Below are 26,726 nucleotides of genomic sequence, written 5' to 3' on the forward strand. Positions count from 1 at the left end.
ACTTTGTTTTACTATTTTTCATTTAATGCAGCCAACGCCTTTGCGCCGATATCGTTTCTATAAAACGCATTGTCAAAGGTAACTCTTTTTACGGAGTTATATGCTTTTTCGATGGCTTCTGCAATGTCTGCGCCTCTTTCGGTAACACCCAGAACACGTCCGCCGTTTGTAAGTAGTCTGCCATCCGCAGACAGCTTTGCGCCGGCAATGTAAACATCCTCTACATCGTCGATTTTAATCTCAAAGCCTTTCTCATAGCTGACAGGATAGCCTTCCGACGCCATAACCACACAGCATGCCGCATCGTCTGCAAAGTTGACATTTGCCTCTGCCAAAGTTCCTGCAGCAACATGTTCCATAATCTCAAATAGGTCACTATCGAGAAGCGGCAGCACAACTTGGGTTTCAGGATCGCCAAAGCGGCAGTTGTATTCGATGACCTTCGGTCCATCTTCTGTAATCATCAGACCGAAATAAAGGCAGCCGCTGAAAGATCTTCCCTCTTTGTTCATCGCTTCCATGGTCGGCAGGAAAATTTCTTTCATGCAGCGCTCTGCGATTTCTTCGGTATAATAAGGATTCGGCGCTACGGTTCCCATACCGCCGGTATTCAGTCCTTTATCGCCGTCTAAGGCTCTCTTGTGGTCCATGGAAGATACCATAGGAACCAGTGTTTTGCCGTCTGTGAAGGAAAGGACAGAAACTTCAGGACCTGTAAGAAATTCTTCAATGACAACCTTATTGCCGCTGTCGCCGAAGACTTTATCTTCCATCATGTCTTTGACTGCCTGTTTTGCTGTTTCCAAGGTTTCAGCAATAATAACGCCTTTGCCCAGCGCCAGACCGTCCGCCTTTACAACCACTGGAATCTTGCAGGTGTTCAGATATGCAAGGGCATTTTCCATCTCTGTAAAGGTTTCATAAGCAGCGGTTGGAATCTGATATTTCTTCATTAAATCCTTGGAAAAAGCCTTGCTGCCTTCGATGATAGCTGCTTTTTTATCAGGTCCAAAGCAAGGAATGCCTTCTGCCTTTAAAAGGTCTACAAGACCTAAAACCAGCGGGTCATCCGGCGCAACCACAGCAAATTCAATGGCATTTTCCTTTGCGAATTTTACTATATTTTCAAGATCTTTAGCACCGATATCTACGCACGTCGCATCGGACGCAATACCGCCATTACCCGGCAGCGCATAAATTTCGGATACTTTTGGACTCTTTTTTATTTTTTTGATGATGGCGTGCTCTCTTCCGCCGCCGCCAACAACCATAACTTTCATTATTTGATACCTTGTCCTTTCTGGGTATAACTCCATTATACGACTAAATCCTTCCAATCGAACTTCGCAATTTGCTCGTTCTCTTGGGGATTTAAAGCATAAGGAGTTCTCATCAATTTACTCCGTAAATTGGAGCAACTCCATTATACGACGCGTTCTTAGCCGGCTAAAGCCGGAGAACGCCAGCATAAGGTCTGCCTTGCCACTCGTGCATGTATCCACATACACTTGCGGGGCAGAACCATTAGTGATGAAACAGTCTCATGCCAGTGAATACGGTAACCATGCCGTATTTGTCGCAGGTTTCGATAACTTGATCGTCACGAACGCTGCCGCCCGGTTCTGCGATATAGGATACGCCGCTCTTCTTTGCTCGCTCGATATTATCTCCGAACGGGAAGAATGCGTCACTGCCGAGGGCTACTCCTGTAACAGTGTCAAGATAAGCACGCTGCTCTTTCTTTGTAAATGGTTCTGGCTTTTCAGTGAAGAGGGTTTCCCAAGCGCCATCTGCCAGCACATCTTCGTATTCATCTCCCAGATATACGTCAATGGTGTTGTCACGAACAGCTCTGCCTACATCTTCACGGAACGGCAGGTTGATTACCTTGTCAGCCTGCCTTAGATGCCAGAAATCAGCTTTGTTCCCTGCAAGTCTGGTGCAGTGGATTCTGGACTGCTGACCTGCGCCAACACCGATTGCCTGTCCATCTTTTGCATAGGCTACGGAATTGGACTGAGTATATTTTAGCGTAATCAGCGCGATAATAAGGTCGCGCTTTGCTTCCTCGGTTAAAGTCTTATTTTCAGTAACAATATTTGTCAACTGCTCCGGCGTAATCTTGTAATCGTTTCTGCCCTGCTCAAAGGTTACACCGTAGACCTGTTTGGTTTCCTGCTGTGCCGGTACATAATCAGAATCAATTTTGATGATATTGTAAGCGCCCTTCTTCTTACCTTTTAGAATTTCTAGCGCTTCTTCTGTATAATCCGGCGCAATAATTCCATCGGAAACCTCTCTCTTTAAAATCGTTGCAGTCACAGCATCGCAGGTATCACTTAAAGCAACCCAGTCGCCGAAGGAGGACATTCTGTCGGTACCCCTCGCTCTTGCATAGGCTGTTGCAATAGGTGAATCGTCAAGTCCTTCAATATCATCTACAAAGCAGGCTTTTTTCAGCGTTTCACTCATCGGAACGCCTACAGCAGCAGATGTAGGGCTGACATGTTTAAAAGAGGTAGCTGCCGGCATACCCAGGGCTTCCTTCAGTTCCTTCACAAGCTGCCAGCTGTTAAAAGCATCTAAAAAATTGATATATCCCGGTCTGCCGTTTAAAATTTCAAGAGGCAGTTCACTTCCGTCAGCCATGTAAATCTTTGCAGGCTTCTGGTTGGGATTACATCCATATTTCAGTTCAAATTCTTTCATTGCAATTGCTCCATTCTATCTATCTGTTCTAAAAGGGTTATGCGTTTTTGTTGATCATGCGGTTTTCAGCTGCACCAGTTTCAAGATCAATATATCTTACATAAAGGGAAATTTTATTATTTTCATCAAGGTTATCCCAGATTTCCTTTGTAAATGCGTCGATATCATCTGGAATTTCAACGCGTTCAGGCTCTCCCTGGAAAGTTGGAATCGGATTTCCGTCCTGCACATATGTATGGATAAAATGTCCCAAACCGCAAAGAGCGTCATAGTTGAAATAATAGCGGTTACAAGCTGAGCCTTCAGCATCTGCGCTCTTTAAAATACTCATCTTATAAGTCAGTTTTTCGCCAAATGTAAACATACCACTGATTCTCGGCGTCCAGTTTGGACCGTCCGGCTCAAAACATCTGGTATCCAGTGCTTCCTCAAAGGATTTGCCCTCTTTTAAAAATTCGTAAATCGTGTCGGTCTGATCACCATTAGTTACAATCAGCTTGTTCTCATGTTTACGCATCGGATAATAAATAATCAGAGACGGGTCTTCCACCTTAGATTCATCAAAGGGTTTAATCATCACATTTTCCCCTTCGTCAAGGAAGATTCTGTTTCTGCTGTTTTCACTTCTTCCCATGATGAAATAAGCGCTGACAGCCTTTTTTCCATCTTTAGACTTTCCGAGAACGATGCCTCTGCCAACATAGGAATTCCCTTTGACAGCAGCTTTCATGGTTTTAGTTTCGTAAACGTTCATCTATTTCTTTCCTTTCGCTATTTTTTCACTAATCATTTCGGCTGCTTGTGGAAGCAGCACCCATTCCGCCTGTTCCATAACACGTCTTTGCAAAATCTCCGGCGTATCACCCTCCAGAATCTCAACCGCTTTTTGGGCAATAATCTGACCGCCGTCAGGCACTTCATTGACAAAATGCACCGTAGCACCTGTAAGTTTTACACCGTAGGAAAGCGCCATTTCATGGACATGCAGACCATAAGCGCCTTTACCGCAAAACGAGGGAATCAATGACGGATGAATATTGATGATTCTATTTTCATAAGCAGAAATAAATTCGCTGCTGAGGATCTTTAAAAATCCTGCAAGAATGACCAGTTCAATGCCTTCAGCTTCCATGATTTTGAGAAGCGCTTCCTCGTCTATCGCAAAAACCGCCTTAATCCCGTTTTCCTGTGCACGTTTTAGGGCATATGCGTTTTCTTTGTTGCTGGCGACCAGCACAATTTCACCGCTGTGTAAAATGCCGCTTTTCTGAGCATCTATCAAAGCTTGCAGATTGGTGCCGCCGCCAGAAACCAGCACAGCAATCTTTGTCTTTAGCATAATTCTACGCCTTCCTCACTCTTTACAACCTCGCCGAGGATATATGCGTCTTCACCTGCAGCGTGCAGCACTTCCAGCGCTTTGTCTGCGTCCTTTGCAGAAACGATAACAGTCATGCCCACGCCCATATTAAAGGTGTTGAACATATCTCTTTCAGGAATGCTGCCCTTTTCTGCGATGAGCTTGAAAATTGGCAGAACTCTTACATTTTCCTTTTTTATCTTGGCGCCATAACCTTTCGGCAGACTTCTTGGAATGTTTTCGTAGAATCCGCCGCCAGTGATGTGGGCAGCAGCCTTTACGGTCACTTCATCAAAAAGCTTCAGCATTGGCTTTACATAAATTTTGGTCGGTGTCAGAAGGGTCTCGCCGATGGACTTGCCGCCAAGTTCAGCAACCGGAGTCTTAATATCTTCATTCTCTACATCCAGCACTTTTCTTACCAGAGAAAATCCATTAGAATGCACGCCAGAGGAAGGAAGTCCGATAATGACATCGCCCTCTTCTACGGTTTCTTTTTTCAGTACCTTTGACTTGTCCACAACGCCTACGGCAAAACCGGCAAGATCGTATTCGTCTTCCGGATAAAAGCCCGGCATCTCAGCAGTTTCACCGCCGATAAGGGCTGCCTCCGACTGTATGCAGCCTTCTGCAACGCCGCTTACAATCTGCGCAACCTTTTCCGGATAATTCTTTCCAACTGCAATATAATCAAGGAAGAACAGAGGTTTTGCACCAACGCAAAGAATATCGTTGACACACATTGCAACACAGTCAATGCCCACTGTGTCGTGTTTGTCCATCAAAAATGCCATCTTCAGTTTGGTACCTACACCGTCAGTACCGCTTACCAGCACCGGGCGCTCCATTCCTTTCACGTCCAGTTCAAAGAGGCCGCCAAAACCGCCAATATCATCGGGTACATTGCCAAATACCATGGTCTTCGCCACATGCTCTTTCATCAGTTCTACTGCTTTGTAACCCGCAGTAATATCAACACCGGCTTCTTTGTAGCTTTCGCTGAAACTTTTTCCCATTCTTATTTCTCCTCTAAAATTCTCTTAAATACTTCCTGGTAAGCGTCTTCAACGCCGCCCATATCTCTTCTAAATCTATCTTTATCCAGCTTTTCGTGGGTTTTGCTGTCCCAGAATCTACAAGTATCCGGTGAAATCTCATCGGCAAGTACGATGGAGCCATCTGCTGTTTTACCAAATTCCAGCTTGAAGTCGATTAAATCGATTCCGTCCGCTGCCAGATATTCTCTCAAAATAGCGTTGATGTCGAGGGCCATTTTCTTGATGGTTTCAAGTTCTTCCTCTGTAGCAAACTCCATAGCGAGAATGTGATAGTCGTTTACCATTGGATCGCCCAGATCGTCGTTCTTATAGCTGAACTCTAAGACTGTGCGTTTCATTGGATAGCCTTCTTCAACGCCGAGTCTTTTTGCAAGAGAGCCTGCCGCAATGTTTCTTGCGATGACTTCAAGGGGTACGATAGAAACCTTCTTTACAACGGTTTCTCTATCACTTAATTCTTCTACAAAGTGGGTCGGAATGCCCTTTTCCTCTAACATTTTCATCAGGAAATTGGACATTCTATTGTTAATAGCACCTTTTCCTGTAATGGTGCCTTTTTTTAGTCCGTTAAAAGCGGTAGCATCGTCTTTGTAGGATACAATGCAAAGATTTTCATCATTGGTTGCAAATACTTTTTTTGCTTTTCCTTCATAGAGCTGTTCTTTTTTTTCAATTGTCATTTGTTTCATCTTCTTCCTATCTAAAATTCATTATTTATTATACTTTTCTTCAATTGCTGCATTTTTAGAAAGAACCTTATTAGCAGCTTCTTTTCTTTGGATGTCAAGCTTTGCTGCAATTTCACTATCCTCTATGCCAAGCATTTGAATAGCAAGAAGTGCCGCATTCTGGGCACCATCAATAGCTACGGTTGCAACAGGAATACCACCCGGCATCTGTACCGTAGACAGGAGTGCATCCAGTCCGTCCAGTGTAGATGACTTTACCGGAATTCCGATAACAGGAAGGGTTGTGCTGGCTGCAATGGCGCCTGCCAGATGAGCTGCCTTTCCTGCTGCTGCAATAATTGCGCCAAATCCGTTTGATCTGGCATTTTGCGTAAACTCTTTGACTTCTGACGGCGTTCTATGGGCGGAATATACGTGAACTTCGTAAGGCACATCAAATTCGTCCAAAGTCGTCATTGCTTTCTCAACTACAGGAAGATCGCTGTCGCTTCCCATGATGATTCCGATTTTTTTCATGTATTTTAACCTCCAAAAGAATTGTTATCATTTTCTTCTAATCGCTTTTCTGTTGCAAGACGGTCAAGATAACTCTGCATAATAATCACTGCAGCCTGTTTATCAATGACCTTTTTTCTCTTGCTGCGGCTAACGTCCGCCTCGATTAAGACTTTTTCTGCCATGACCGTAGTCAGTCTTTCGTCTTGCCACACGACCTGTATATTCTTCATTCCGGTGCTGCGCATTTTATTCTCCAGCATGGTACGAAACTCGTAAACTTTTTCTGTCTGAATGCTGTCGGTACCGTCAAGCTTCTTCGGCAGTCCGATGACGATGGTGTCGCACTCATACTCTTTTACTAAATCTAAAATTTTGCCGGTGTCCTTGCGAATGCCTACCCTCTCCAAGGTCATCAGACCCTGCGCTGTAATACCAAGGGCGTCGCTTAATGCAATACCTACTGTCTTATCTCCCACATCAAGGGCTATTTTTCTCATGTGATTTACCTCTCAAAAGGAACATCGGCAGGGAAAATAATCCTGCCGATGCTTCTATATTACTTTCTCAAGTAGTCTCTCAGAATCTCTTCTACCAAGTCATCTCTGTCAATGCGGCTGATCATGGTTCTCGCATTATTGTGACTTGTAATGTAGGATGGGTCACCAGAAAGAATGTATCCAACCATCTGGTCGATTCCATTATACCCTCTCTCTTCTAAAGCAGCATAAACCGTCTCCAGTACTTCTTTGGTAGTTCTCTGCTGAGTCTTTGCTGCGTCAAACATAATTGTCTTTCTTTCCATGAATTATGACCTCCTTCATGTGGCTAGTACGGCTCGTACTTATAGTATACTATGATAAAAGTTCTTCTGCAACCTTAAATGCAGCAGAAATTTTTGTCGGATCTTTTGCTCCCGCCTGCGCCATGTCGGCTTTACCGCCGCCACCTCCGCCGCAGGCTGCCGCAATCTGTTTAATCATATTGCCGGCGTGAAGTCCTTTCGCAAGCAAGTCGTCGGTAATGGATACCAGGAAGGTAACTTTCGGACCATTGACTGTGGCGAATACCATAACAATGCCCTTGTGCTGCGCTTTGATATCGTCAGACAGATTTCTCAAATCGTTGATGTTATAATCTTTGAATTCTTTGGTTACCAGTTTTATACCGCCGATTTCTTTAGCTTCTTTTACCATATCATCAACTTCACTGCCCATGGCAGCTTTCTTGAAGTCTTCCAACTCCTTCTTGGTGTCCTTCAGTTCTTCTATAATGGAAGCTGATTTCTGTACCACAGCTGCTGGATTTGACTTTAGGTTCTCGGCAATTTGTTTTACGGTTTCTTCGGCTTCCATAGCTTTTAAGAGAACACCTGTACCAGTTACGGCTTCGATTCTGCGAACACCTGAGGCTACGCCTGTTTCACTGACGATCTTAAACACGCCGATCTGTCCGGTATTTGCAACGTGAGTGCCGCCACAAAGCTCAATGCTAAAGTCACCGCAGTTTACCACTCTGACTTTATCGCCATATTTCTCGCCGAACAGCGCCATTGCACCCATTTCCTGTGCCTCTTTCATAGAAGTTTCCACAGTCGTCACAGGCAGAAATTCGGTAATCCTTTCGTTGACTAACAGCTCAACCTGCGCAAGCTGTTCAGGTGTTACTCCCTCAAAGTGCGTAAAGTCAAAACGAAGCGCGTTTTCATTGACGGAGGAGCCTGCCTGTTCTACATGGGCTCCAACCACATCTCTGAGTGCTTTCTGCAGCAGATGTGTTGCAGTGTGGTTTCTAGCCGTTGCATTACGCTTAAACACATTAACACCGCAGGAAACAGTATCTCCTTTGGAAAGGCTCCCGCCCTCGATGAGCACCTTATGTGCAAAAATGCCTTGTGATTTTTCAACAGCAGTCACTTTTGCGCAGCATTTATCGGTTGACATAATTCCGTTATCGGAAGCCTGTCCGCCGCCTTCAGCATAGAACGGTGTTTTGTCCAAATATACCACCGCATTCTGGTAGGTTTCGGCGGTTTGAGCTTCTTTGCCGTCTATATAGATTGCAAGAACCTTTGCTTCGTCTTCTGTTTCTGTGTAGCCGGTAAATACTGTTTCCGGCACGTTTACAGCAGCTTCGGCTTCTTTCCACGCTTCTTCCTCGGTGGATTTTCTGCCGGCTCTTGCCATTTCTTTCTGTTTCTTCATGTTTGCGTTAAAGCCATCCACATCAGCTGTGCAGCCAGCTTCCGCCAGAATTTCTTCAGTCAGTTCCAATGGGAATCCAAAAGTATCGTAAAGTTTAAATACCTTCTCGCCTTCTAAAACTGTTTTATTTTCTTTCTTTAATTCTTCCACGTATTCCAGGATAATTGAGGTTCCCTGGTCAATGGTAGAAGCAAATTTTTCTTCTTCTACAGAAATAATCTTCTGGATATAGTCTTTCTTTTCTACAAGCTCCGGATAGGCCTCGCCGGACACTTCGATAACTCTGTTTGAAAGCTCCACGAGGAACTTGCCTTCGATTCCCAAAATCTTACCATGTCTTGCTGCTCTTCTGATGAGTCTTCTCAGCACATATCCTCTGCCTTCGTTAGAAGGAATAATTCCGTCAGCAATCATAAATACCATGGAGCGGAGGTGGTCTGTAATGATACGAATGGAAACGTCAGTCTTTGCAGCACCGTCCTCGTACTTGACGCCGGACTTTTCTACAACGCCGTTTAAGATGTGGCGGATCGTATCTACATCAAAGATGGAATCTACACCCTGCATAATACATGCCATTCTCTCAAGCCCCATGCCGGTATCGATATTCGGATGTTCCAGATCGCTGTAACTGCCGTCTTCTTCTTTAGAAAACTGTGTAAATACATGATTCCAGAATTCCAGATATCTGTCGCAGTCACAGCCTGGTTTGCAGTCGGGCTTACCGCAGCCGTATTCCTCTCCTCTATCAAAATAAATCTCGGAGCAAGGTCCACATGGTCCCAATCCGATTTCCCAGAAGTTGTCTTCCTTGCCAAGACGGACGATTCTTTCTTCCGGAACACCGATTTTCTTCCAAATCTCTACAGCCTGGTCATCATCCTGATAAACGGTTGCCCAGATTCTGTCAACCGGCATTTTTAAATGTTCTGTGATGAACTCCCAGCCCCAATGCAGGGATTCTTCTTTGAAATAGTCGCCGAAGGAAAAGTTCCCCAGCATTTCAAAGAATGTACCATGTCTGGAAGTAATGCCTACGTTATCAATATCGCCAGTTCTGATACATTTCTGACAAGTGGTCATTCTCTTGGAGGGAGGTGTTTCCACTCCTGCAAAGTAAGGCTTCAGCGGCGCCATACCGGAGTTGATAATTAAAAGTGATTTATCGTTCTTCGGAATCAGTGACGCACTGCCTGCTGCATAGTGACCCTTGCTTACATAAAAATCTCTGAACATCTGTCTGATTTGATTTAAACCTAGTTTTTCCATGTATATTTACTCCTTGATGAATTAATATTTCCTTGAACATTCAATTATTTTATCATAAAACAACCCGTTTGTCCATTGATTTAGCGGTCTTTGAAACTTTCTACGGTGTTTTTTATATACTTTTCCAGTTCAGCAGCCTGCCCGGTCTCAAAATAGTAAACTTTTATCTTGGCTTCTGTACCAGAAGGTCTGATGATACACTGGGTTCCATTTTCTAAACAGAAACGGATCACATTGGATTTTGGCAGTCCTGTTTCTCCAAGGAAATCTATCTTTTCTTTGATTCTGTATCCTGCGATAGTATCCCCTATCTCAGTGCGAAAATACTCCATGACCTGTTCCATGGAAAGCTTCCCATAAGGCCCCTCAAAGAAATAATTGACAGTCTTGTCGATGCAGAGCCCATGTTCCTCATAAATCTGATGGAGCCTGTCTACAAGATCAAGTCCTTGCTTTTTATAATAGGCGGCCAGACAGGCACAAAGCATAGCGCTGCTGACGCCATCTTTATCTCTGATAAAAGGATCCATCAGGTAGCCATTGCTTTCTTCAAAACCGAAATAATAGTCCTCTGTTCTGCCCTCCTGCTCCAGCTTTGTAATAATCTCTCCGATATACTTAAAACCAGTCAAGGTGTTAATCACTTTCAGTCCATGTTTTTCTGCAACTCGCTCAGCAAGCGGCGTCGTCACAATGCTCTTGATGATAAACTGTCCTGCTTTCGGCGGTTTTACGCTGCAAAGATAATCTAGCATTAAAACCCCCAGCTGATTTCCCGTCAGCAGCACCTTCATGCCATCATGGTAGATGCAAACACCTACTCGATCACAATCAGGATCTGTTGCTACAATCAAATCACCGCCAACCTGATCCATGGTTCTGAAGCCTTCCGAATAAGCGGTGATTTTCTCCGGATTCGGCGCCGGACAGGTGGTAAAATTCTCATCAGGCATTTCCTGCGCCGCTACAATGACGGTATCTTTCTGCCCGATGGCCTGCAGTACCTTCCTGACGTAAACATTGCCTGTGCCGTTGAGCGGCGTATAAACAAGTTTCAGATCACTTTCCTTAATTTCTTCAATATCAGCTGGGCACATGGAAATGATTTTTTCAATAAAGCTTTCTGATACCCTTCTGGGCACCAGCTGAATGCCTTCGTCTGACGAAGCAATTTCACCGAAATAATCCAGTTTATCGATTTCTCTCAAAATCTCTTCGGGCACGCTGCCCACAATCTGATAACCGTTGCTGTTATATACCTTATAACCATTGAAAATTTTCGGATTGTGACTGGCTGTAATCATAATTCCCATAGTGCAGCCCAGTTCTTTAATGGTATAGGAAAGCAGCGACACCGTTGCAAGCTCCGAAAAAAGCCACACCTCTATGCCGTTTCCTCTAAGAACTTTTGCGGTTTCCTCCGCAAAAATTCTGGATTTTCTTCTGGTGTCATAGGCGATGACCACTTTAGGGCGTTCAGTGACTTTATTCAAATAATTGGAAAGCCCTTGGGTAGCCCTTCGCACCACATACTCATTCATACGGTTAGTGCCTGCTCCCAGTATGCCCCGAATGCCAGATGTTCCAAAACGAAGGCTGGCACAAAAGGAGTCAATGACTTCTTCCTCTTCTTCTGCAAGCTGTGCAAGCTCCGAAAGAAGCTCTATATCGCCGAAGTGCTCAGCCGCCTGCTGCCATCTATGATATTCCTCTATCGCAAAAGTTCTGATTTCTTCTTTATTCATAACGCTGACTTCACGTTCCTCTCTATCTGGTGATAGTAATATTTTAAACGGAATGCAATGTGGGGGCAAGATGTTTTTCGCAGATTTACCAGGTTTTCGCCTAAAAGCACAGTAACTTAACTTAAAATCAATTTAGGGCAAAAAAATGTATAAGAAAATCTCGAAATCTTAACCCAAAATTAGAAAATGCTAAAAAAGTGTATAAGTGAATTCCATATCACACTTCTCAAGCGATCTATAACCGTTCTTTATCTCTGAATCCAACAGAGATTCTTGCATTTTACGTATGTTTTTTCAATGTTTACCTTTAATCTTACGCATAATGCAAGTCGCACATTATTCACAAAAAAATTTCTTATACATTTTTTGAAAAACAACGTAATTTAGGTTAAGAGTCGCCATACGCAATAAATGCTACATACGGCATTTACAAGAAAAACCCTCTGCACATGCAAAGAGGGTTTTTCTACATTCTATTCGTTTATTCTTCGTACAAATCAATACCGCAGTTGGTATGTACCTTCTGTACGTCATCGTTATCTTCTAAGATGTCGATAAGCTTTCTCAGCTTCTTGATATCGTGCTCTTCGGTCGGCGCGCTTTCCATAGATGGAACAAATTCTACGTCAGATTCTACAAATTCATAGCCTGCGCTTGCCAATGCCTGATATACGTCTGCGTATGCAGATGGTTCAGTGTAAACAGTAAAGCTGTCTTCTTCTGTTACCATGTCGTCTGCACCAGCTTCTAATGCTGCTTCCATCAGAGCGTCTTCGTCGATTCCGTCTGTTTTTTCGATAATAAGAACGCCTTTTCTTGAGAACATGTAAGATACACAGCCTGGAGTACCTAAATTTCCACCGTGCTTATCAAATGTGGAACGAACAAAGGAAGTGGAACGGTTGGTGTTGTCAGTCAGACAATCAACAATGATTGCTACACCACCGGGACCGTAGCCTTCAAAGGAAAGTTCTTCGTAAGAAGCGCCGCCCAGTTCTCCTGTACCCTTTTTAATCGCTCTCTGGATATTATCATTAGGCATACTGATTGCCTTTGCTTTTTCGATTGCCACTCTAAGACCTGCATTGTATTCAGGATCTCCACCGTCTTTTGCTGCTACTGTAATAGCCTTAGCATATTTGGTGAACATAGCTGCTCGCTTAGAATCCTGTGCCGCCTTTCTTCCGGCAATTGTACCGTGTCTTCCCATGGAGACACCTCCTATCTTTATCTTTAGAAATTTTCAACTTAAACAGTATACTACACTATAAAAGGATTTTCAACGCATTTTTGAAATTTATCTCCCTATTGCTGCTGCCGCAAGGAGTTAAAAGCTAAGACGATTGAACCAATCATCTATATACCCATCCCTTTTATTATGATGCTTCAGATAGTAAGCATGTTCCCAAACATCCAGTACAAGAATAGGATAATAGCCTATTTCCAACGGATTATCCTGATTGGCAGTGGTGACAATCTCAAGCAGACCGTCTCGATTCGCTACAAGAAATGCATAACCCGAACCGAATACCGACATTGCAGCTTTCTTAAACGCCTCTTTAAACTGCTGAAAGCCACCGAACCTTCTTTCCAGCAGCAAAAGAAACTCTCCGCTGGGCCAGACTGCTGTTTCCGGCGGTGCTAGACGACTGAAATACAGAATGTGATTGTAAACGCCGCCCGCATTATTGCGCACGCTGTCCTGAATTTCTATGGGTAAATTGTCATTCCATTTGATTAGCTGTTCCAGAGTCCAATTGTGCAGCGCAGGATACTGTTTGATGATGATATTGAGATGATCCACGTAGGTCTGTAAATGTGCGTCGTGATGCAGACGCATGGTTTCTTCATCAATAAAAGGTTCCAGTGCATCATAGGCGTAAGGTAGCGGCGGATTTACAAAGGGATAGTGCTGTTTCAAACTTTCTTCCATCTCTGTCCTCCTAAGATAATGTCTTCCTTTCAACATATGAATTCAAACTAAAAAAAGTGTCTGCTCTTTAAATTTCTTAAGAGGGTACAGACACGCCCTTCCATTTGATGAAGGTAAAACAAAAACGCTCTAAACTAAATGGTGGTTTCATTTTGTCAGATTCAGAAAAAGAATTCTACAAATAATAAACCACTTGCTTATCTGATGGCTTTCCTTATACAAAGAAAAGATATAGAGTCAAGCATATGATATACCGCTTAGCTCTATACCTTTTTTTCCATCTAAGATCTCCATTAAGTTTATGCCTAACACAAAGGTTAAATCCCTGAAAAGTTATTAGATCTGTTTTTTTCGAAAATATCTTACTATTCTCTTTATAATAATGTTATGGTAATTTTTTCCACTACCTCATCCACAGATATTTTAAAAGCGCCTTTATAAACAGAATCCATTGTACTATCTTGTTCCGGTATCGTACTCGGATTATTTTTCAGCGCATTCTCATCAAAACTAACAATGATTTCATCATCAGTGTATGAGGAAACCTCATAAAGGGCGGAATCCTTATAGAACTGCAAGAGAAAATCAAACAAACTCTGCTCAGAAGAATTTTCAGGTTTTTGTATCAAGCAAGCTGTATCCACTTTCAAATCCGCACCACTTAGCAAATCATCCCCGCTTTCATTCTTGCGAATTTGCGGAAACAAAATGTAATAATATTCTTCATCTTTCTCTAATGTCACAGAACAATCAAAGAGGGCATAACTATGCTTGCTGCGGTAAGGATGATACCACTCCCCCATATCAACAGACTTCTGAAAATCGATGAGTTCCAAATAAGTCACTCCACCCAAGCACTGCATTGTAATCAGGTATCGATTAGAGCCATCATTCCAGCTGCCTAAGGAGGCAACATCTATCACATGAGGCTGCTTCCTGATTAGCCCAATTACTTCATCGATGCCTGCATCTGCACCAAAATGATACTCTGACGGGCAACATGTAATTTGAAAATTCTCTAAAGGAAACTGAATCTGCTTTCCAATCAAAAACGGACTGTACTCCACAACTTCACGCTCTGATAATCCGCTGGGTCTTCCCAGATACTCCAAACCTTTTTCGCCAAGCCGTAGTGCACCCCAAATAATAAAAGGTGATAATACGATGGCGATAATGCGTCTTGCATTTAATTTATCCATTTTCTAAAGCCCTCAATAATATGTAATTGCACAAGCCGAGGCAATAAATGCTGCTGCTGCAGGACTGCTACATTTTATATGAGTTTTTCCATCCCATCCAAAATGCGCAATTAGATTATTATTGCTGTCATAACCATATACTACAATATCATGATCGGTCGTTCCACTCCCTGAAGGATTGTTAAAACGATCTACATAAACTACCGGAATGTTTCTTACCTTTAATTGTGTAAGAATCCCGTCTATTACTGTTCCCGAAGCAGTCCAATTAACTTTAATCCTGCCGCCTAAAATTTTTGTTAATTTTAGGCTTTTCTAATATTTCTCCCTTATACTTTAACCGTTTATTTTCTGATTGTCAAACTTTCATTCTAAAAATCACAAATAAATCACATATATTAATTAAATATAAAATTGCATTGAATAATGATGCAGTAAAACTACGTACCTTCCAAAAATTAATTCTAAATAAAAAAAGACATAGGATCAAGCATATGAGATTCATCTTGATTCTATGTCCTTTTCTTTTAAAACTCTTATATAAAGCTTTTACGCTAAAGTGTCTGCCCAGCAGAATCACCACTTAGCAGACACTTCTTGTTACTCTCGTTATATCTACTTTTCCATATTCTTATGAGCCGTCGCCATCATCAGCTTAATCCGGTTCAGCTGATTTACATCACTGGCGCCCGGATCGTAGTCGATAGCAGCAATATTAGCCTTTGGATTCATCTTTCTGAGTGCTTTCATCATGCCCTTTCCCGTTACATGATTCGGCAGGCACGCAAATGGCTGCAGGCATACGATGTTTTCTACGCCACTGTGAATCAGTTCCACCATTTCACCGGTCAAAAGCCAGCCTTCACCGCACTGATTACCGATAGAACTGATAGCTGACGCCGCTTCCGCCGTTTCTTCGATATAAGATGGCTCCGTAAAATGTTCGCTTGCAGCAAGAGCGCTCCTCATCGGCTTTCTAAGCCATTCCACAACCTTGATTCCAAGCTGATTCGTCATCATCGCTTTATAAGAGCCTGACAGATTTTCAAAGTTGAATTTTTTGCTGTGCATACCGTAAAGAAAGAAGTCCAGTATGTCGAGAACCACTGCCTCCCCACCTTCCGATTCGATAATGCCGACAATGTCGTTGTTGGCGTTAGGGTGATATTTCACCAAAATTTCACCGACTACGCCCACCTTCGGCTTTTTCTCACCAGTTCTTTCAACTTTATCAAAATCCTCTACAATACCTTTGAGATTTCTCTCATATTCCCCTTTGTTAAAGTGAATCACATTATGTATAATTTTGTCATGCCATTTATCCAAAATCTGCTGACAGGTACCTGGCACTTTCTCGTATGGTCTTGTCGCGTACAAAATCCGCATAACAAGATCTCCGTAAACACAGCCAACTGCTAGGCGAAGCCCCATCTTAGCAGTAATCTTAAAGCCCGGATTTTTCTCTAGTCCAACAGCATTAAAAGATACCACCGGAACCTGTTCCATATCCAAATCTTTGAGTGCTTTACGCAGAAGCGCCACATAGTTGCTGGCGCGGCATCCACCCCCCGTCTGAGACATGAATACAGCCGTTTTATCCAAATCATATTTTCCTGATTTTAGTGCAGAAATAATCTGTCCCAAAGTCACGATAGTCGGATAGCAAGCATCGTTGTTGATATATTTTAACCCCTCTTCTACCGAATTCTTGTCGACCGGCGGTAAAAGTACCGCATTGTAGCCGCAGGCTTTCATTGCTTCTTCCAAATAAGTAAAATGAATCGGTGACATCTGCGGCACCAAAATATTGTAGTTTTCTCGCATCTCAGCCGTAAAAAGTTTTCGCTCATAAGCCTTAAAGTTTCCGCTTGCCTTGACACCGTTCTTTTCGCGCTCGTCCATAGCCGCTTTCAGGGAACGAATTCTAATTTTTGCTGCGCCGAGATTAGAGCCCTCGTCTATCTTTAAAACTGTGTAAAGTTTATTGCTGTCGCGGCAGATTTCTTCCACCTGATCTGTGGTAACTGCGTCAAGACCGCATCCGAAAGAATTGAGTTGAATCAGCTCCACATCATCGCAGGTCCCTACAAAGCTTGCCGCTTTGTAAAGTCTGGAATGATAGACCCATTGATCCAGCACGCGCAGCGGTCTTGGCAACTGTCCCATGTGCGCCACGGAATCCTCCGAAAGGACAACCATATCGAAGGAATTAATCAGTTTGTCAATGCCGTGATTGATTTCCGGATCCAGATGATATGGTCTTCCCGACAGAACGACAGCCTTTTTTCCCTTCTGTCTCGCCAATTTCAGTGAGTATTCCCCTTGTTTTCTCACATCGTTTTTAAAGCGAACCTGTTCCTTTCTGGCGCGGCTGACTGCGCGCATGATTTCTTCTTTCTTGATATGAAAATCCTTAAACTCTTTGTAGAGCATATTTGCCAGTTTCAGGTCGTTATCGTAAGGCAGGAACGGGTGAGAAAAACGCACCATGTTTTCTGAAAAGATATCGTCCATATTGTTTGCAATCACTTCCGGATAAGTCGCTACAATTGGGCAGTTATAGTGATTTGGTGCCGTTTCATCTTCGTTGCGTTCATAGTTTAAACATGGATAGAAAATCCACTTCACACCCTCTTCCACAAGCCATTTAATATGTCCGTGAACCATTTTGGCAGGATAACAAGCCGTGTCAGAGGAAATAGTTTCCATTCCCTTCTCGTAGATGGACTTTGTCGACAGCGGCGACAAAACCACTCTGAATTTCAATTCCGTAAAGAAAGTGAACCAGAACGGATAATTTTCGTACATATTCAGTACTCTTGGAATTCCCACCGTGCCGCGCACTGCATCAAAATCAGAAATCGGCTTATATCCAAAGAGTCTCTGCAGTTTATATTCGTAAAGATTCGGTAGTTTGTTCGCGTGCTGCGCGCCTCCTGCCCCTTTTTCGCAGCGATTTCCTGTAATAAATCTGGATCCGTCGCTGAATTTATTAATGGTCAAAATGCATCGGTTTTCACAGCCGTTACATCTGCCGTTGGTATGCTCCACCTGAAAATCTTCCAGCGCTTCTTTGCTGAGCAGAGAGGATTCCGTATCTTCAAGATGGTTTTCCATAGCAATTAGCGCACAGCCATATGCGCCCATCAGTCCTGCAATATCCGGTCTGACAACTTCCTTACCAATGATCTTTTCGATACTTCGCAGCACAGCGTTGTTCATAAAGGTGCCGCCCTGCACTACAATTTTCTCACCAGCCTCTTCTGGGTTCCTGAGCTTAATTACTTTGTACAGCGCATTCTTGATAACCGAATAAGAAAGTCCCGCGGAAATGTCGCCGATGGATGCCCCTTCTTTTTGTGCCTGCTTTACCTTGGAATTCATGAACACTGTACATCTGGTACCAAGGTCTACAGGATTTTCAGCAAAGAGCGCTTCCTCCGCAAATGCATTGGTGTCCAGATTTACAGATTTTGCGTAAGTTTCGAGAAAAGAGCCGCACCCGGAAGAACAAGCCTCGTTAAGCATGATATTGTAAATAGCGCCATCTTTAATCTTCATGCACTTCATATCCTGCCCGCCGATATCCAGAATGAATTCTACGCCTGGCAAAAATTCCTCGGCCGCTTTATAATGAGCCATGGTCTCAATTTCGCCCAAATCCGCCTTAAAAGCCGTCTTAATCAAGCCTTCTCCGTAACCGGTCACGCAAGTATTTGCAATAAAGGCATTCTGCGGCAGCAGCGAATAAAGCTCTTTGAGCATGGTCTTAACCGCTTCCAGCGGATTTCCTTCGTTGCTTCTGTAGAAGGAATATAACAGATTTTTGTCGGAGTCAATCAGGGTCGCCTTAGTGGTTGTGGAACCAGCGTCAATGCCTAGAAAAGTCTCTTCCTTAGCGCGTTTGATATCTTTCCTGCGAATCTTGTGCTGGTTATGACGGTTTATAAATGCGTTATACGCTTCTTTATTAATAAACAGCGGTTCGATATGTTTGGTCTCAGAAAGCTGACTTGAATCAGATCCTTTGATTAGCTCGGCAATTTCTCCCAATGAAATCTGTTTTCTGGTTTCTGCCAGCATAGCTGCACCGATGGCGACAAAATACTTGGAATCCTCTGGAAAAATCACTTCATCCGGCTTTAATTCCAATGTTTCAATGAATCTTTTACGAAGCTCAGACAAAAAGGACAGCGGTCCGCCCAGAAATGCTACGTTCCCTTTGATGGTATGTCCGCAAGCAAGTCCGCTGATGGTCTGGTTAACCACAGCCTGAAAAATGGAAGCAGCTAAATCCTCTATTGCTGCACCTTCATTAATCAGAGGCTGAATATCCGTCTTTGCAAAAACGCCGCAGCGAGCTGCAATAGGATAAATCATCTTTACGTTCTTTGCTGCCTCATTGAGTCCACCTGCATCAGTATTCAAAAGCACCGCCATCTGGTCAATAAACGCGCCCGTGCCGCCTGCACAGGTTCCGTTCATTCGCTGCTCAATGGTAGCGCCGTAAAATGTAATCTTTGCGTCTTCGCCACCAAGTTCTATAGCAACATCTGTATCAGGAATCAGAGTCTCCACCGCTTTACTGCAGGCGATAACCTCCTGTTCAAAGGAAACACCCAGAAGATTTGCTAGGGAAAGACCGCCAGAGCCTGTAATAACAGGTCTGATTTCTATGGAACCAAACTGGGCATACATTTCCTCTATGAGTTCTTTTACTTTTTCAAAAACGTTAGACATATGCCTCTCATAACGGGTATATGTAATTTCGTTTTTTTCGTCAAGTAAAACAAGTTTGACGGTAGTTGAGCCTACGTCAATTCCTAACTTCATAATCTTACCTCCTATTTGTGTAATTGAGTATTTTATAATTTTAACACCAGAATTCGACCTTTTTCAAGGTTTAATTTAGTACTAATTTCTGGTTGTATCGCCTGATTTCCTATGTTAGAATGAATTGTTATGAAAAGTACAATCAAAAAAAGAACTTATCAGGCAATCTACCGATTGCTGGACAGGGTTTCTCCTGTTCCTTATGACTGCGGAACTCTTTGCGGTGCCATCTGCTGCAGCTGTGGTAATGACGATGAAAACCTCGGTATTTATCTCCTTCCCGGCGAAGATAAAGTCCACGACCGAACAGACGATTGGCTCACATGGAGTGCAGAATACGCCGAGGATTATGAATTCCCGGAGTCTTGGAGCGGCAAAGTTTACTTTGTACGATGCAAAACGCCGCCAATCTGTCCCAGAGAAAAAAGGCCCATGCAATGCAGAACCTTTCCTTTAACGCCTCATATTGACGAAGACGGTGTATTATCTCTGGTACGAAATGACAGCGACCTGCCCTACAGCTGTTCTCTAATCACAGAAGAAATGGAGCTGAATCCTGCTTTTGTCAAGGCAACTTATACCTGTTGGAAACATCTTCTGCGAGATCCGCTTATTTACGACCTTGTCAAAGAAGATTCCGAATATCGCCAATACCGGGAATACGAAGAATTTCAAGACCTTGAATGGTAAATTACAAGGTCTTGATTTCTTTTTTGTATAATCTGATAAGCATAATTGCCGCATAAACGACGCCGATAATTTCTGCCAATGGAAATGATGCCCAGGAAGCTGTCACACCTGCGGTGTGATAAATGATGTAGGCCAGCGGCAAAATACCGACAAGCTGACGCAAAAGTGAGCCTATTAAACTATATACCCCATGACCGGTTCCTTGAAACAGCGTCGATGACATAATACCAAAGGCTGCCGGAATAAAGCAGATGCTGATGATTCTCAGCGCCGGTACACCCATTTCCATCATTTCGTCATCCGCACTAAACATTTTCAAGAAAACTTCTGGGAATAAATGGAATAAAATAGTTCCGATTGCCATAATTACCAATGCAGTAATCTGCGCTTTCTTGTAAGTCTCCATCAGACGATGTCTGTCCCTTGCACCAAAGTTATAGCCCATAATCGGCATAGCGCCCTGATTGAGACCGAACACCGGCATAAAGATAAAGGACTGCAACTTGTAATAAACGCCCAGTACCGCAACGGCTGTTGCTGAAGTCGCTAAGATGGCATTGTAGCCTAGCAGCATAACAGAACCGATTGCCTGCATGATGATAGATGGAAGGCCTACGCCGTAGATATCTTTTACCACAGCCCAGTCGATTTTGAAGCCTTTCAACTGGATTTTCACCTCGTGCTCTTTTCTAAAGAACATGAAGATTGCAACGCACATACCCACTGCCTGACCAGTAACTGTTGCAATAGCTGCACCGGCAATACCAAGTTTTGGCATACCGAAAAGTCCAAAAATCAAAATCGGATCCAAAACCAAATTGGTCAGTGCACCGCTCAAACTGATAATCATCGGAGCTATCATATTGCCTGTCGCCTGTAGCACTTTCTCAAGCTGAATCTGAATCATGCTAAAGAGGCTGCAAATGGTAATAATTCTAAGATATGTAACGCCACCCTCAAAGATGATAGTATCATCTGTATACGCACGCATAAACGGACTGGCAAGACAAATACCTACCAATGCAAAAATCAGAAAGTTAAAAAGCCCAATTCTGATACTGGTTGAGGCTGCCTTATTAGCTTCATCAAACCGCTTAGCACCCAGTCTTCTGGAAATCAGAGAATTTACGCCGACAGAACTACCCACAGCCATGGAAATCATCAGCATTTGAATCGGCATTACAAGAGATACAGCTGTCAGCGCTTTCTGACTGACCATTGCAACGAACATGCTGTCCACTACGTTGTAAAGAGCATTGATAGTCATAGAAAGAATGGCTGGCCATGCCATGGAAGCGAGCAGTTTTCCAACCGGCTCCGTACCCATTTTGTTGCCTTGAATTTCTTTTTCGTTTGTCATAACATCTCCTCCCTCCTATCATATATAAACAAAATAAAACGGAAATACTGCGTATTTCCTGAAAGAAAGTATGGGCAAACCTATAAGCCGGGTTCTGTATTAGACAATCATCTATCTGAGGCGTAACATTACTGCACGCTCTTGCGGTCTACCTACCGGGCAGCGACGGGCCGCCGCTTTTTGCGCCCTATTTGACCTTGCTCCGGATGGGGTTTACACGGCCGTCATGTCTCCATGACGCCGGTGAGCTCTTACCTCACCATTTCAACCTTACCACGGCATAACCCGTTTCGGCGGAATGTTTCTGTTGCACTTTCCCTATAGTTACCTACGCCGGACGTTATCCGGCATCCTCGCCCTATGGAGCCCGGACTTTCCTCATGCATCACTGCACGCGATTGTCTGGTTTACCCATAACTATGTAATTATAGCATAAATCAATTATAAATTCCAGTCTTTTTTGTGGACAGCCACGGAAAACCACGCGTTGAATGCGTGGCTGGTTTTTTGTTTAAAAAATTAGAATTCGATTATAATTAGGGGACTGAAACTGCTGACAGGTATGAATTAAATGCAGCCGAACGGATTCAAATCCAGCTGCGATTCCAAAACCTCTAAATCGGTTCCAAAAGTCGCTTCCCGCAGCATGTCAGCCATATTCCCAGTAAATATCTTTTCACTTCCATAGTGCCCAATGTCAAGGACACAAATGCCGGCTTCCTTCGCCATCTGCGCCTCATGATATTTCAAATCGCCCGTAATATAAAGGTCGCAGCTTTCTTTCTTCGCATCTAAAATAAATTCACTGCCGGCGCCAGTACACCAGCCGACGGTTTTAATTTGTCTGGTTAAGTCGCCGACCCATCTAAAATACCGCTCCTCCATCGTAAGCTCCTCTGAAACCTTGCGAATCAGTTCCGCAAAAGTCATATCAAAAGGCGTCTGTCCTTTGCGGCAGAAACCGTTATCTGCATCAAAGGGATGTACACCCTGAAATTCTAAAAGAAGACCAAAATAATCATTGTTACCGTCTTTTAATTTATCAAAGCTAGTGTGACAGGAATAGACGGAAATGCCTGCCTGAATCAGTCGAATCAAGTAATTTCCAATCACATCTGTCTGTTCAATTTTCTTGATTCCGCTAAAAAGTAGCGGATGATGGGTCAAAATCATCTGCGCGCCGCAAGCGGCGGCTTCATCAATTACTGCACCGGTAACCTCTAAAGATACCAGCACAGTATCTATTTCTGCCGCCCCCATATCCAGCTGAAAACCACAGTTATCCCAGCTTTCAGCTGACTCAGAAGGACAGATTTCCTCGATAACGGCAGTCAATCTTTCTTTATTCATTCGCTGCCTCCCATTCCTTAATTAACGCTTCCAGTCTCACAATTCTATCTCTGGTTTCTTTACTCTGCTGTTGTACATCTTTCGCGTTCTCTTCGATTTTACCCAGAATCTGATATTCAGTTTCGAGGTGTTTCTGCAGATATTCCCCTGTCAATACGCCTCCAAAAGCAATAAGCGAAGCAGGATATTCAAATTCCGCACTATAAACAGGCTGCGGATTTTCCGCTGTAAAAACTGGTATCGGTCCGCTTTCAACGGTCAAAATCTCACAGAGAAACTTTCCCTCTCTGACGATTCCTTCCTTTACGATGGAAAAACCATTGCATGCCAGAAAGTGTCTAAGTCTGCCAGGGTTATTTCTCGGCTGCAGAATATATCTTTTAATAGACCGGCTTTTTTTTAGATTCCATTTAAGCATGTCTGCAATGAGAAGACCTCCCATGCCCGCCATGACAACCACATCAACTTCCCCATCGGAAAGAACATCGATGCCGTCGCCGAGGCGCAATTCGTAGTCGCCTTTAGGTTTCACCAGTTTACAGTTGGTTTCTGCCTTTTTTAAAGAACCGCCGCTGACATCGGTCATAATCACTTTTGGGCATTTATGCTTTTCCATTAAATACAGTGGCAAGAAACCATGGTCGCACCCAATGTCCGCCATGGTTTCTCCTTTTCTTATTTCGTCAGCGATATATTGCAATCTCTCGCTTAATTTCATCTTTCGTTACTCCAGATAATCCTTTAATTTCTTACTTCTGCTTGGGTGTCTCAGCTTTCTAAGCGCCTTTGCCTCAATCTGTCTGATTCTTTCTCTTGTTACGTCAAATTCCTTGCCGACTTCCTCTAAGGTCCTGGAACGTCCATCTTCAAGACCGAAACGCAGTTTCAGCACCTTCTGTTCTCTCTCTGTTAAAGTGTCCAGCACTTCTACAAGCTGTTCTTTCAGCATGGAAAATGCCGCAGCTTCAGCCGGTGCTGGTACATCATCATCTGGAATAAAATCTCCCAAATGACTGTCTTCTTCTTCACCGATTGGAGTTTCCAGCGATACAGGTTCCTGTGCAATCTTCTGAATTTCTCTAACCTTGTCTACAGAAATACCCATTTCCTTTGCGATTTCTTCCGGGCTCGGCTCTCTTCCATAAGTCTGCAGCAGCTGTCTGGATACGCGAATCAGCTTATTGATAGTTTCTACCATATGCACCGGAATTCTAATGGTTCTCGCCTGGTCAGCGATGGATCTGGTAATTGCCTGACGAATCCACCATGTTGCATAAGTGGAAAATTTGTACCCTTTGCGATAATCAAACTTATCAACAGCTTTAATCAGTCCCAGATTTCCTTCCTGAATCAAATCCAGGAACAGCATCCCTCTGCCCACATAGCGTTTTGCAATGCTGACTACAAGACGAAGGTTTGCTTCACAAAGCTTTTTCTTTGCTTCCTCGTCCCCTTTTTCCATTCTCTGAGCCAGTTCGATTTCCTCATCGGCACTGAGAAGAGGTACCTTTCCGATTTCCTTCAGATACATTCTAACAGGATCGTCTACAGCAATTCCTTTTGGCAAAGTCGCTTCGATATCGATTTCACCGGTTTCGGTCATAACAATGCCGTCATCTTCTTCGTTGCCGTCAAAATCGTCATCCCGTTCCATCATGGAAGGAAAATCTTCAGGTTCTGTTTCGCTGGCAATCTCAATGTCCTTAGAAAGCAGCGCTTCATAGATTTCGTCTACCACATTCTTGTCCAAATCAAAAGAATCTAAATAATCCGCCATATCCGTATAGGTCAGAATATTTTTCTTTGTCTTAGCTTTTTTGACTAGCTGACTGATGAGTTCGTTCTTAATTTGTTCTGGGCTCATGCCTGCAAAGGTTTCATTTAAATTGTTTGCTTTTTTTGTTTCTGTGCTCATTCTACATCTCCCTATTGTTGGTTTTTAAGTTCTCGTTGCACTTTCATAAGCTGATCGGTCAGTTCCATAATTCTATCCTGATTATCATTTTCGTCTGCCATGGAAAGAAGCGTCAAAAGCTTCTGCTCTTCTCTGGTCAACCGCTCATGGTTCCACGTTCTGATACAGTCGTGAAATACCTGTTCCTCGTTGCCGACGACTACATGATTCAAAACTTCTTGCAGCCCTGCAGCTCCTTCATCGGAAAGCCCGTCCATAATCTGGTTCAAATCAATGAAATGATGATGCGCATAGCTTTCTGCAAGAAGCTGATAAATCTTCAGGGCAAATTCACTTTCTAAAATTCCCGGATAGTCTACTAGCCTGTCTATATATCTTTCTTCCGTCAGTAAAACTTTCAACAGTGTTTTCTCTATGGGTTTCAGTGCCACATGCTCTACTTCCTCCTGTTGTGAGCGCTGTTCGCGAACCGGTGCAGACCGTTGCTGCGTCTTTTGTGTATTATCATTTCCTAAAAGTTCCATTCTAATCGCACCTTCTGCAATTTTCAGGTCTTTAGACAGTTTTTTTATGTAAATTTCCTGTTCAACAGGACTCATCTGGCGCAAAATATCAATAGCCTTCTTCATGTAGTCGATTTTGTCTTCATCCTGTGATAAATCAAAACCCACTTTAGCCGATTCCAAACGGTAGTCTCCATAAGGCAGTGCCCCATCTATCAGCTTTAGAAACGCCGTCTTTCCGTTTTTCTTAACATATTCGTCGGGGTCTTTTCCATCGGTAACATGAAGCACCTTGACCTTGCAGTCTTCTTTCTTTAGAATTTCAAGCCCCCTAAGAGCAGCTGCCCGTCCAGCATTATCAGCATCATAAGAAAGAACCACATCCTTGGTATATCGCTTAATCAGTTTTGCCTGATTCTCCGTCAGTGCAGTTCCAAGAGAAGCTGCCACATTCTCTACACCGCTCTGATACAGAGCAATCACATCCATATATCCTTCAACCAAAATAATAAAATTTTCTTTGCCTACACTCTGTCTGGAAATATTCAGTCCATAAAGATTATTCTTCTTCTGAAAAATCCTGCTTTCAGGCGAATTCAAATATTTGGGATTATCACCCGGATCAATAGCTCTTCCCCCAAAGCCGATGACCTTGCCGGAGGTATTAATGATTGGAAAAATGACTCGATTTCTAAACTTATCGTAGTATTTTCCTTTGCTTTCTGATACCAGCCCCAGCTCTACCATAATCTTTTTATCGACGTCCTGTGACAACAGGTACTGATACAGGCTGTCCCACTGCTCATCGGCATATCCGATACCAAACTTCTTCAAAATAGCAGGTGCTATCTCCCTGCGCTTCATATAAGCGTAGCCTTTATTTGCCTTTTCCGTAAAGGAGCGATAAAAGAAATTGGCCGCCAGTTTGTTAACCTTGTAATAAATATCTCTATTGTCACTGCGAGCATTTCTCTCTACGGTAATGCCCTCCTCGGCAGCGATTTTCTCTACCGCCTCAGAAAAATCCAGATTATAATAGCGTTTTACATATTCGATGACATCACCGGTCGCCCCACAGCCAAAGCAGGTAAAAATCTGCTTCTGCTCGGAGACAACAAAAGAAGGCGTCTTCTCATTGTGAAACGGACAACAACCTTTATAGTTGGAACCTGCTCGTTTCAGAGGCACGCTTCTTCCTACGACATCTACAATATTCACTTGATTTTTCAAATTTTCTATGGTAGAACTTGAAAAACTCATAGTCTGTCTCCCGATTTTGTCTTCCTATTAGTACTATTCTACAAAAAACAGACTTTTCCTTTATTTTTTTTTAAAAATATTATTTGCCAAAATAAATTCTGCGTATCACTGGAATTTCAAATGGCAAAGACTTACATAGAATTTACTCTGACAA

The 26,726-nt window shown here is 43.2% G+C and carries 21 protein-coding genes and 1 other RNA gene; 1 reads left to right on the forward strand and 21 read right to left on the reverse strand.

The features are described from left to right. Positions 1-11: 11 nt before the first annotated feature. The 15 genes from purD to NFR88_RS12750 form a co-directional block, all read right to left on the reverse strand. Positions 12-1,280, reverse strand: a complete 1,269-nt coding sequence (gene purD / locus NFR88_RS12680; protein WP_251616452.1) for a phosphoribosylamine--glycine ligase — start codon at positions 1,278-1,280, stop codon at positions 12-14. Between the two features lie 244 nt (positions 1,281-1,524). Next, on the reverse strand, positions 1,525-2,709 hold the full coding sequence (locus tag NFR88_RS12685; RefSeq protein ID WP_251616455.1) for a phosphoribosylaminoimidazolecarboxamide formyltransferase: 1,185 nt from the start codon (positions 2,707-2,709) through the stop codon (positions 1,525-1,527). 37 nt (positions 2,710-2,746) lie between these two features. Next, positions 2,747-3,463 (reverse strand): IMP cyclohydrolase, encoded by a 717-nt coding sequence (locus NFR88_RS12690; RefSeq protein ID WP_160201410.1) that lies wholly within the window; start codon positions 3,461-3,463, stop codon positions 2,747-2,749. Continuing rightward, positions 3,464-4,048 (reverse strand): phosphoribosylglycinamide formyltransferase, encoded by a 585-nt coding sequence (purN, locus tag NFR88_RS12695; protein ID WP_251616467.1) that lies wholly within the window; start codon positions 4,046-4,048, stop codon positions 3,464-3,466. It lies immediately after the preceding gene. Then, entirely contained in the window at positions 4,042-5,085 is a 1,044-nt protein-coding gene (purM, locus tag NFR88_RS12700; RefSeq protein ID WP_251616468.1) for a phosphoribosylformylglycinamidine cyclo-ligase, read from the reverse strand. The genes purN and purM overlap by 7 nt, the downstream gene beginning before the upstream one ends. 2 nt (positions 5,086-5,087) lie before the next feature. Further along, positions 5,088-5,807 (reverse strand): phosphoribosylaminoimidazolesuccinocarboxamide synthase, encoded by a 720-nt coding sequence (gene purC / locus NFR88_RS12705; protein WP_201759537.1) that lies wholly within the window; start codon positions 5,805-5,807, stop codon positions 5,088-5,090. Positions 5,808-5,837: 30 nt separating this feature from the next. Further along, positions 5,838-6,332: a 5-(carboxyamino)imidazole ribonucleotide mutase gene (gene purE / locus NFR88_RS12710; protein ID WP_160201407.1), complete on the reverse strand. Its 495-nt coding sequence runs from the start codon at positions 6,330-6,332 to the stop codon at positions 5,838-5,840. Positions 6,333-6,337: 5 nt separating this feature from the next. After that, positions 6,338-6,811: a Holliday junction resolvase RuvX gene (gene ruvX / locus NFR88_RS12715; RefSeq protein ID WP_160201406.1), complete on the reverse strand. Its 474-nt coding sequence runs from the start codon at positions 6,809-6,811 to the stop codon at positions 6,338-6,340. Positions 6,812-6,870: 59 nt separating this feature from the next. Beyond that, positions 6,871-7,116 carry an IreB family regulatory phosphoprotein gene (locus NFR88_RS12720; protein WP_160201405.1) on the reverse strand — a complete coding sequence of 82 codons (246 nt, stop codon included), beginning with the start codon at positions 7,114-7,116 and terminating at the stop codon, positions 6,871-6,873. Between the two features lie 49 nt (positions 7,117-7,165). After that, positions 7,166-9,784, reverse strand: a complete 2,619-nt coding sequence (gene alaS, locus NFR88_RS12725; protein WP_251616470.1) for an alanine--tRNA ligase — start codon at positions 9,782-9,784, stop codon at positions 7,166-7,168. An 80-nt stretch (positions 9,785-9,864) separates the two neighbouring features. Further along, complete coding sequence (locus NFR88_RS12730; RefSeq protein WP_251616472.1) at positions 9,865-11,529, reverse strand: phospho-sugar mutase; 1,665 nt, start codon at positions 11,527-11,529, stop codon at positions 9,865-9,867. 481 nt (positions 11,530-12,010) lie between these two features. Further along, entirely contained in the window at positions 12,011-12,739 is a 729-nt protein-coding gene (locus NFR88_RS12735) for a YebC/PmpR family DNA-binding transcriptional regulator (protein ID WP_160201402.1), read from the reverse strand. 117 nt (positions 12,740-12,856) lie between these two features. Continuing rightward, on the reverse strand, positions 12,857-13,462 hold the full coding sequence (locus tag NFR88_RS12740) for a superoxide dismutase (protein ID WP_251616474.1): 606 nt from the start codon (positions 13,460-13,462) through the stop codon (positions 12,857-12,859). 374 nt (positions 13,463-13,836) lie between these two features. Further along, positions 13,837-14,661 carry a hypothetical protein gene (locus NFR88_RS12745; protein WP_251616476.1) on the reverse strand — a complete coding sequence of 275 codons (825 nt, stop codon included), beginning with the start codon at positions 14,659-14,661 and terminating at the stop codon, positions 13,837-13,839. Between the two features lie 615 nt (positions 14,662-15,276). After that, positions 15,277-19,494, reverse strand: a complete 4,218-nt coding sequence (locus tag NFR88_RS12750; protein WP_251616479.1) for a 2-hydroxyacyl-CoA dehydratase — start codon at positions 19,492-19,494, stop codon at positions 15,277-15,279. Positions 19,495-19,623: 129 nt separating this feature from the next. Here NFR88_RS12750 and NFR88_RS12755 point away from each other — a divergent pair, with 129 nt between their 5' ends. Then, the gene (locus NFR88_RS12755) at positions 19,624-20,184 is read left to right on the forward strand and encodes a hypothetical protein (RefSeq protein WP_251616482.1); all 561 of its coding nucleotides are present in this window, start codon (positions 19,624-19,626) and stop codon (positions 20,182-20,184) included. A 1-nt stretch (position 20,185) separates the two neighbouring features. Here NFR88_RS12755 and NFR88_RS12760 read toward each other — a convergent pair whose 3' ends face one another. The 6 genes from NFR88_RS12760 to dnaG form a co-directional block, all read right to left on the reverse strand. Further along, entirely contained in the window at positions 20,186-21,544 is a 1,359-nt protein-coding gene (locus tag NFR88_RS12760) for an MATE family efflux transporter (RefSeq protein ID WP_161908484.1), read from the reverse strand. A 67-nt stretch (positions 21,545-21,611) separates the two neighbouring features. Next, an RNA gene (gene rnpB / locus NFR88_RS12765) (RNase P RNA component class A) lies at positions 21,612-21,958 on the reverse strand. Between the two features lie 153 nt (positions 21,959-22,111). Next, positions 22,112-22,894: a Nif3-like dinuclear metal center hexameric protein gene (locus NFR88_RS12770; RefSeq protein ID WP_160201398.1), complete on the reverse strand. Its 783-nt coding sequence runs from the start codon at positions 22,892-22,894 to the stop codon at positions 22,112-22,114. Then, complete coding sequence (locus NFR88_RS12775) at positions 22,887-23,612, reverse strand: tRNA (adenine(22)-N(1))-methyltransferase (protein WP_160201397.1); 726 nt, start codon at positions 23,610-23,612, stop codon at positions 22,887-22,889. The genes NFR88_RS12770 and NFR88_RS12775 overlap by 8 nt, the downstream gene beginning before the upstream one ends. Before the next feature lie 6 nt (positions 23,613-23,618). After that, positions 23,619-24,758, reverse strand: coding sequence for an RNA polymerase sigma factor RpoD (gene rpoD, locus NFR88_RS12780; protein WP_160201456.1), 1,140 nt, complete (start codon positions 24,756-24,758; stop codon positions 23,619-23,621). A 62-nt stretch (positions 24,759-24,820) separates the two neighbouring features. After that, the gene (gene dnaG / locus NFR88_RS12785; protein WP_251616485.1) at positions 24,821-26,572 is read right to left on the reverse strand and encodes a DNA primase; all 1,752 of its coding nucleotides are present in this window, start codon (positions 26,570-26,572) and stop codon (positions 24,821-24,823) included. Positions 26,573-26,726 lie beyond the last annotated feature (154 nt).

It is taken from the genome of Senimuribacter intestinalis (assembly GCF_943192965.1).
In the GTDB taxonomy this organism is placed as follows: domain Bacteria; phylum Bacillota; class Clostridia; order Peptostreptococcales; family Anaerovoracaceae; genus Senimuribacter; species Senimuribacter intestinalis.

What these genes read in the sequence shown, in the direction of transcription:
- purD (WP_251616452.1), bottom strand. Translation starts at nt 1,280, where the DNA reads ATGAAAGTTATGGTTGTTGGCGGCGGCGGAAGAGAGCACGCCATCATC.
- NFR88_RS12685 (WP_251616455.1), bottom strand. Translation starts at nt 2,709, where the DNA reads ATGAAAGAATTTGAACTGAAATATGGATGTAATCCCAACCAGAAGCCT.
- NFR88_RS12690 (WP_160201410.1), bottom strand. Translation starts at nt 3,463, where the DNA reads ATGAACGTTTACGAAACTAAAACCATGAAAGCTGCTGTCAAAGGGAAT.
- purN (WP_251616467.1), bottom strand. Translation starts at nt 4,048, where the DNA reads ATGCTAAAGACAAAGATTGCTGTGCTGGTTTCTGGCGGCGGCACCAAT.
- purM (WP_251616468.1), bottom strand. Translation starts at nt 5,085, where the DNA reads ATGGGAAAAAGTTTCAGCGAAAGCTACAAAGAAGCCGGTGTTGATATT.
- purC (WP_201759537.1), bottom strand. Translation starts at nt 5,807, where the DNA reads ATGACAATTGAAAAAAAAGAACAGCTCTATGAAGGAAAAGCAAAAAAA.
- purE (WP_160201407.1), bottom strand. Translation starts at nt 6,332, where the DNA reads ATGAAAAAAATCGGAATCATCATGGGAAGCGACAGCGATCTTCCTGTA.
- ruvX (WP_160201406.1), bottom strand. Translation starts at nt 6,811, where the DNA reads ATGAGAAAAATAGCCCTTGATGTGGGAGATAAGACAGTAGGTATTGCA.
- NFR88_RS12720 (WP_160201405.1), bottom strand. Translation starts at nt 7,116, where the DNA reads ATGGAAAGAAAGACAATTATGTTTGACGCAGCAAAGACTCAGCAGAGA.
- alaS (WP_251616470.1), bottom strand. Translation starts at nt 9,784, where the DNA reads ATGGAAAAACTAGGTTTAAATCAAATCAGACAGATGTTCAGAGATTTT.
- NFR88_RS12730 (WP_251616472.1), bottom strand. Translation starts at nt 11,529, where the DNA reads ATGAATAAAGAAGAAATCAGAACTTTTGCGATAGAGGAATATCATAGA.
- NFR88_RS12735 (WP_160201402.1), bottom strand. Translation starts at nt 12,739, where the DNA reads ATGGGAAGACACGGTACAATTGCCGGAAGAAAGGCGGCACAGGATTCT.
- NFR88_RS12740 (WP_251616474.1), bottom strand. Translation starts at nt 13,462, where the DNA reads ATGGAAGAAAGTTTGAAACAGCACTATCCCTTTGTAAATCCGCCGCTA.
- NFR88_RS12745 (WP_251616476.1), bottom strand. Translation starts at nt 14,661, where the DNA reads ATGGATAAATTAAATGCAAGACGCATTATCGCCATCGTATTATCACCT.
- NFR88_RS12750 (WP_251616479.1), bottom strand. Translation starts at nt 19,494, where the DNA reads ATGAAGTTAGGAATTGACGTAGGCTCAACTACCGTCAAACTTGTTTTA.
- NFR88_RS12755 (WP_251616482.1), top strand. Translation starts at nt 19,624, where the DNA reads ATGAAAAGTACAATCAAAAAAAGAACTTATCAGGCAATCTACCGATTG.
- NFR88_RS12760 (WP_161908484.1), bottom strand. Translation starts at nt 21,544, where the DNA reads ATGACAAACGAAAAAGAAATTCAAGGCAACAAAATGGGTACGGAGCCG.
- NFR88_RS12770 (WP_160201398.1), bottom strand. Translation starts at nt 22,894, where the DNA reads ATGAATAAAGAAAGATTGACTGCCGTTATCGAGGAAATCTGTCCTTCT.
- NFR88_RS12775 (WP_160201397.1), bottom strand. Translation starts at nt 23,612, where the DNA reads ATGAAATTAAGCGAGAGATTGCAATATATCGCTGACGAAATAAGAAAA.
- rpoD (WP_160201456.1), bottom strand. Translation starts at nt 24,758, where the DNA reads ATGAGCCCAGAACAAATTAAGAACGAACTCATCAGTCAGCTAGTCAAA.
- dnaG (WP_251616485.1), bottom strand. Translation starts at nt 26,572, where the DNA reads ATGAGTTTTTCAAGTTCTACCATAGAAAATTTGAAAAATCAAGTGAAT.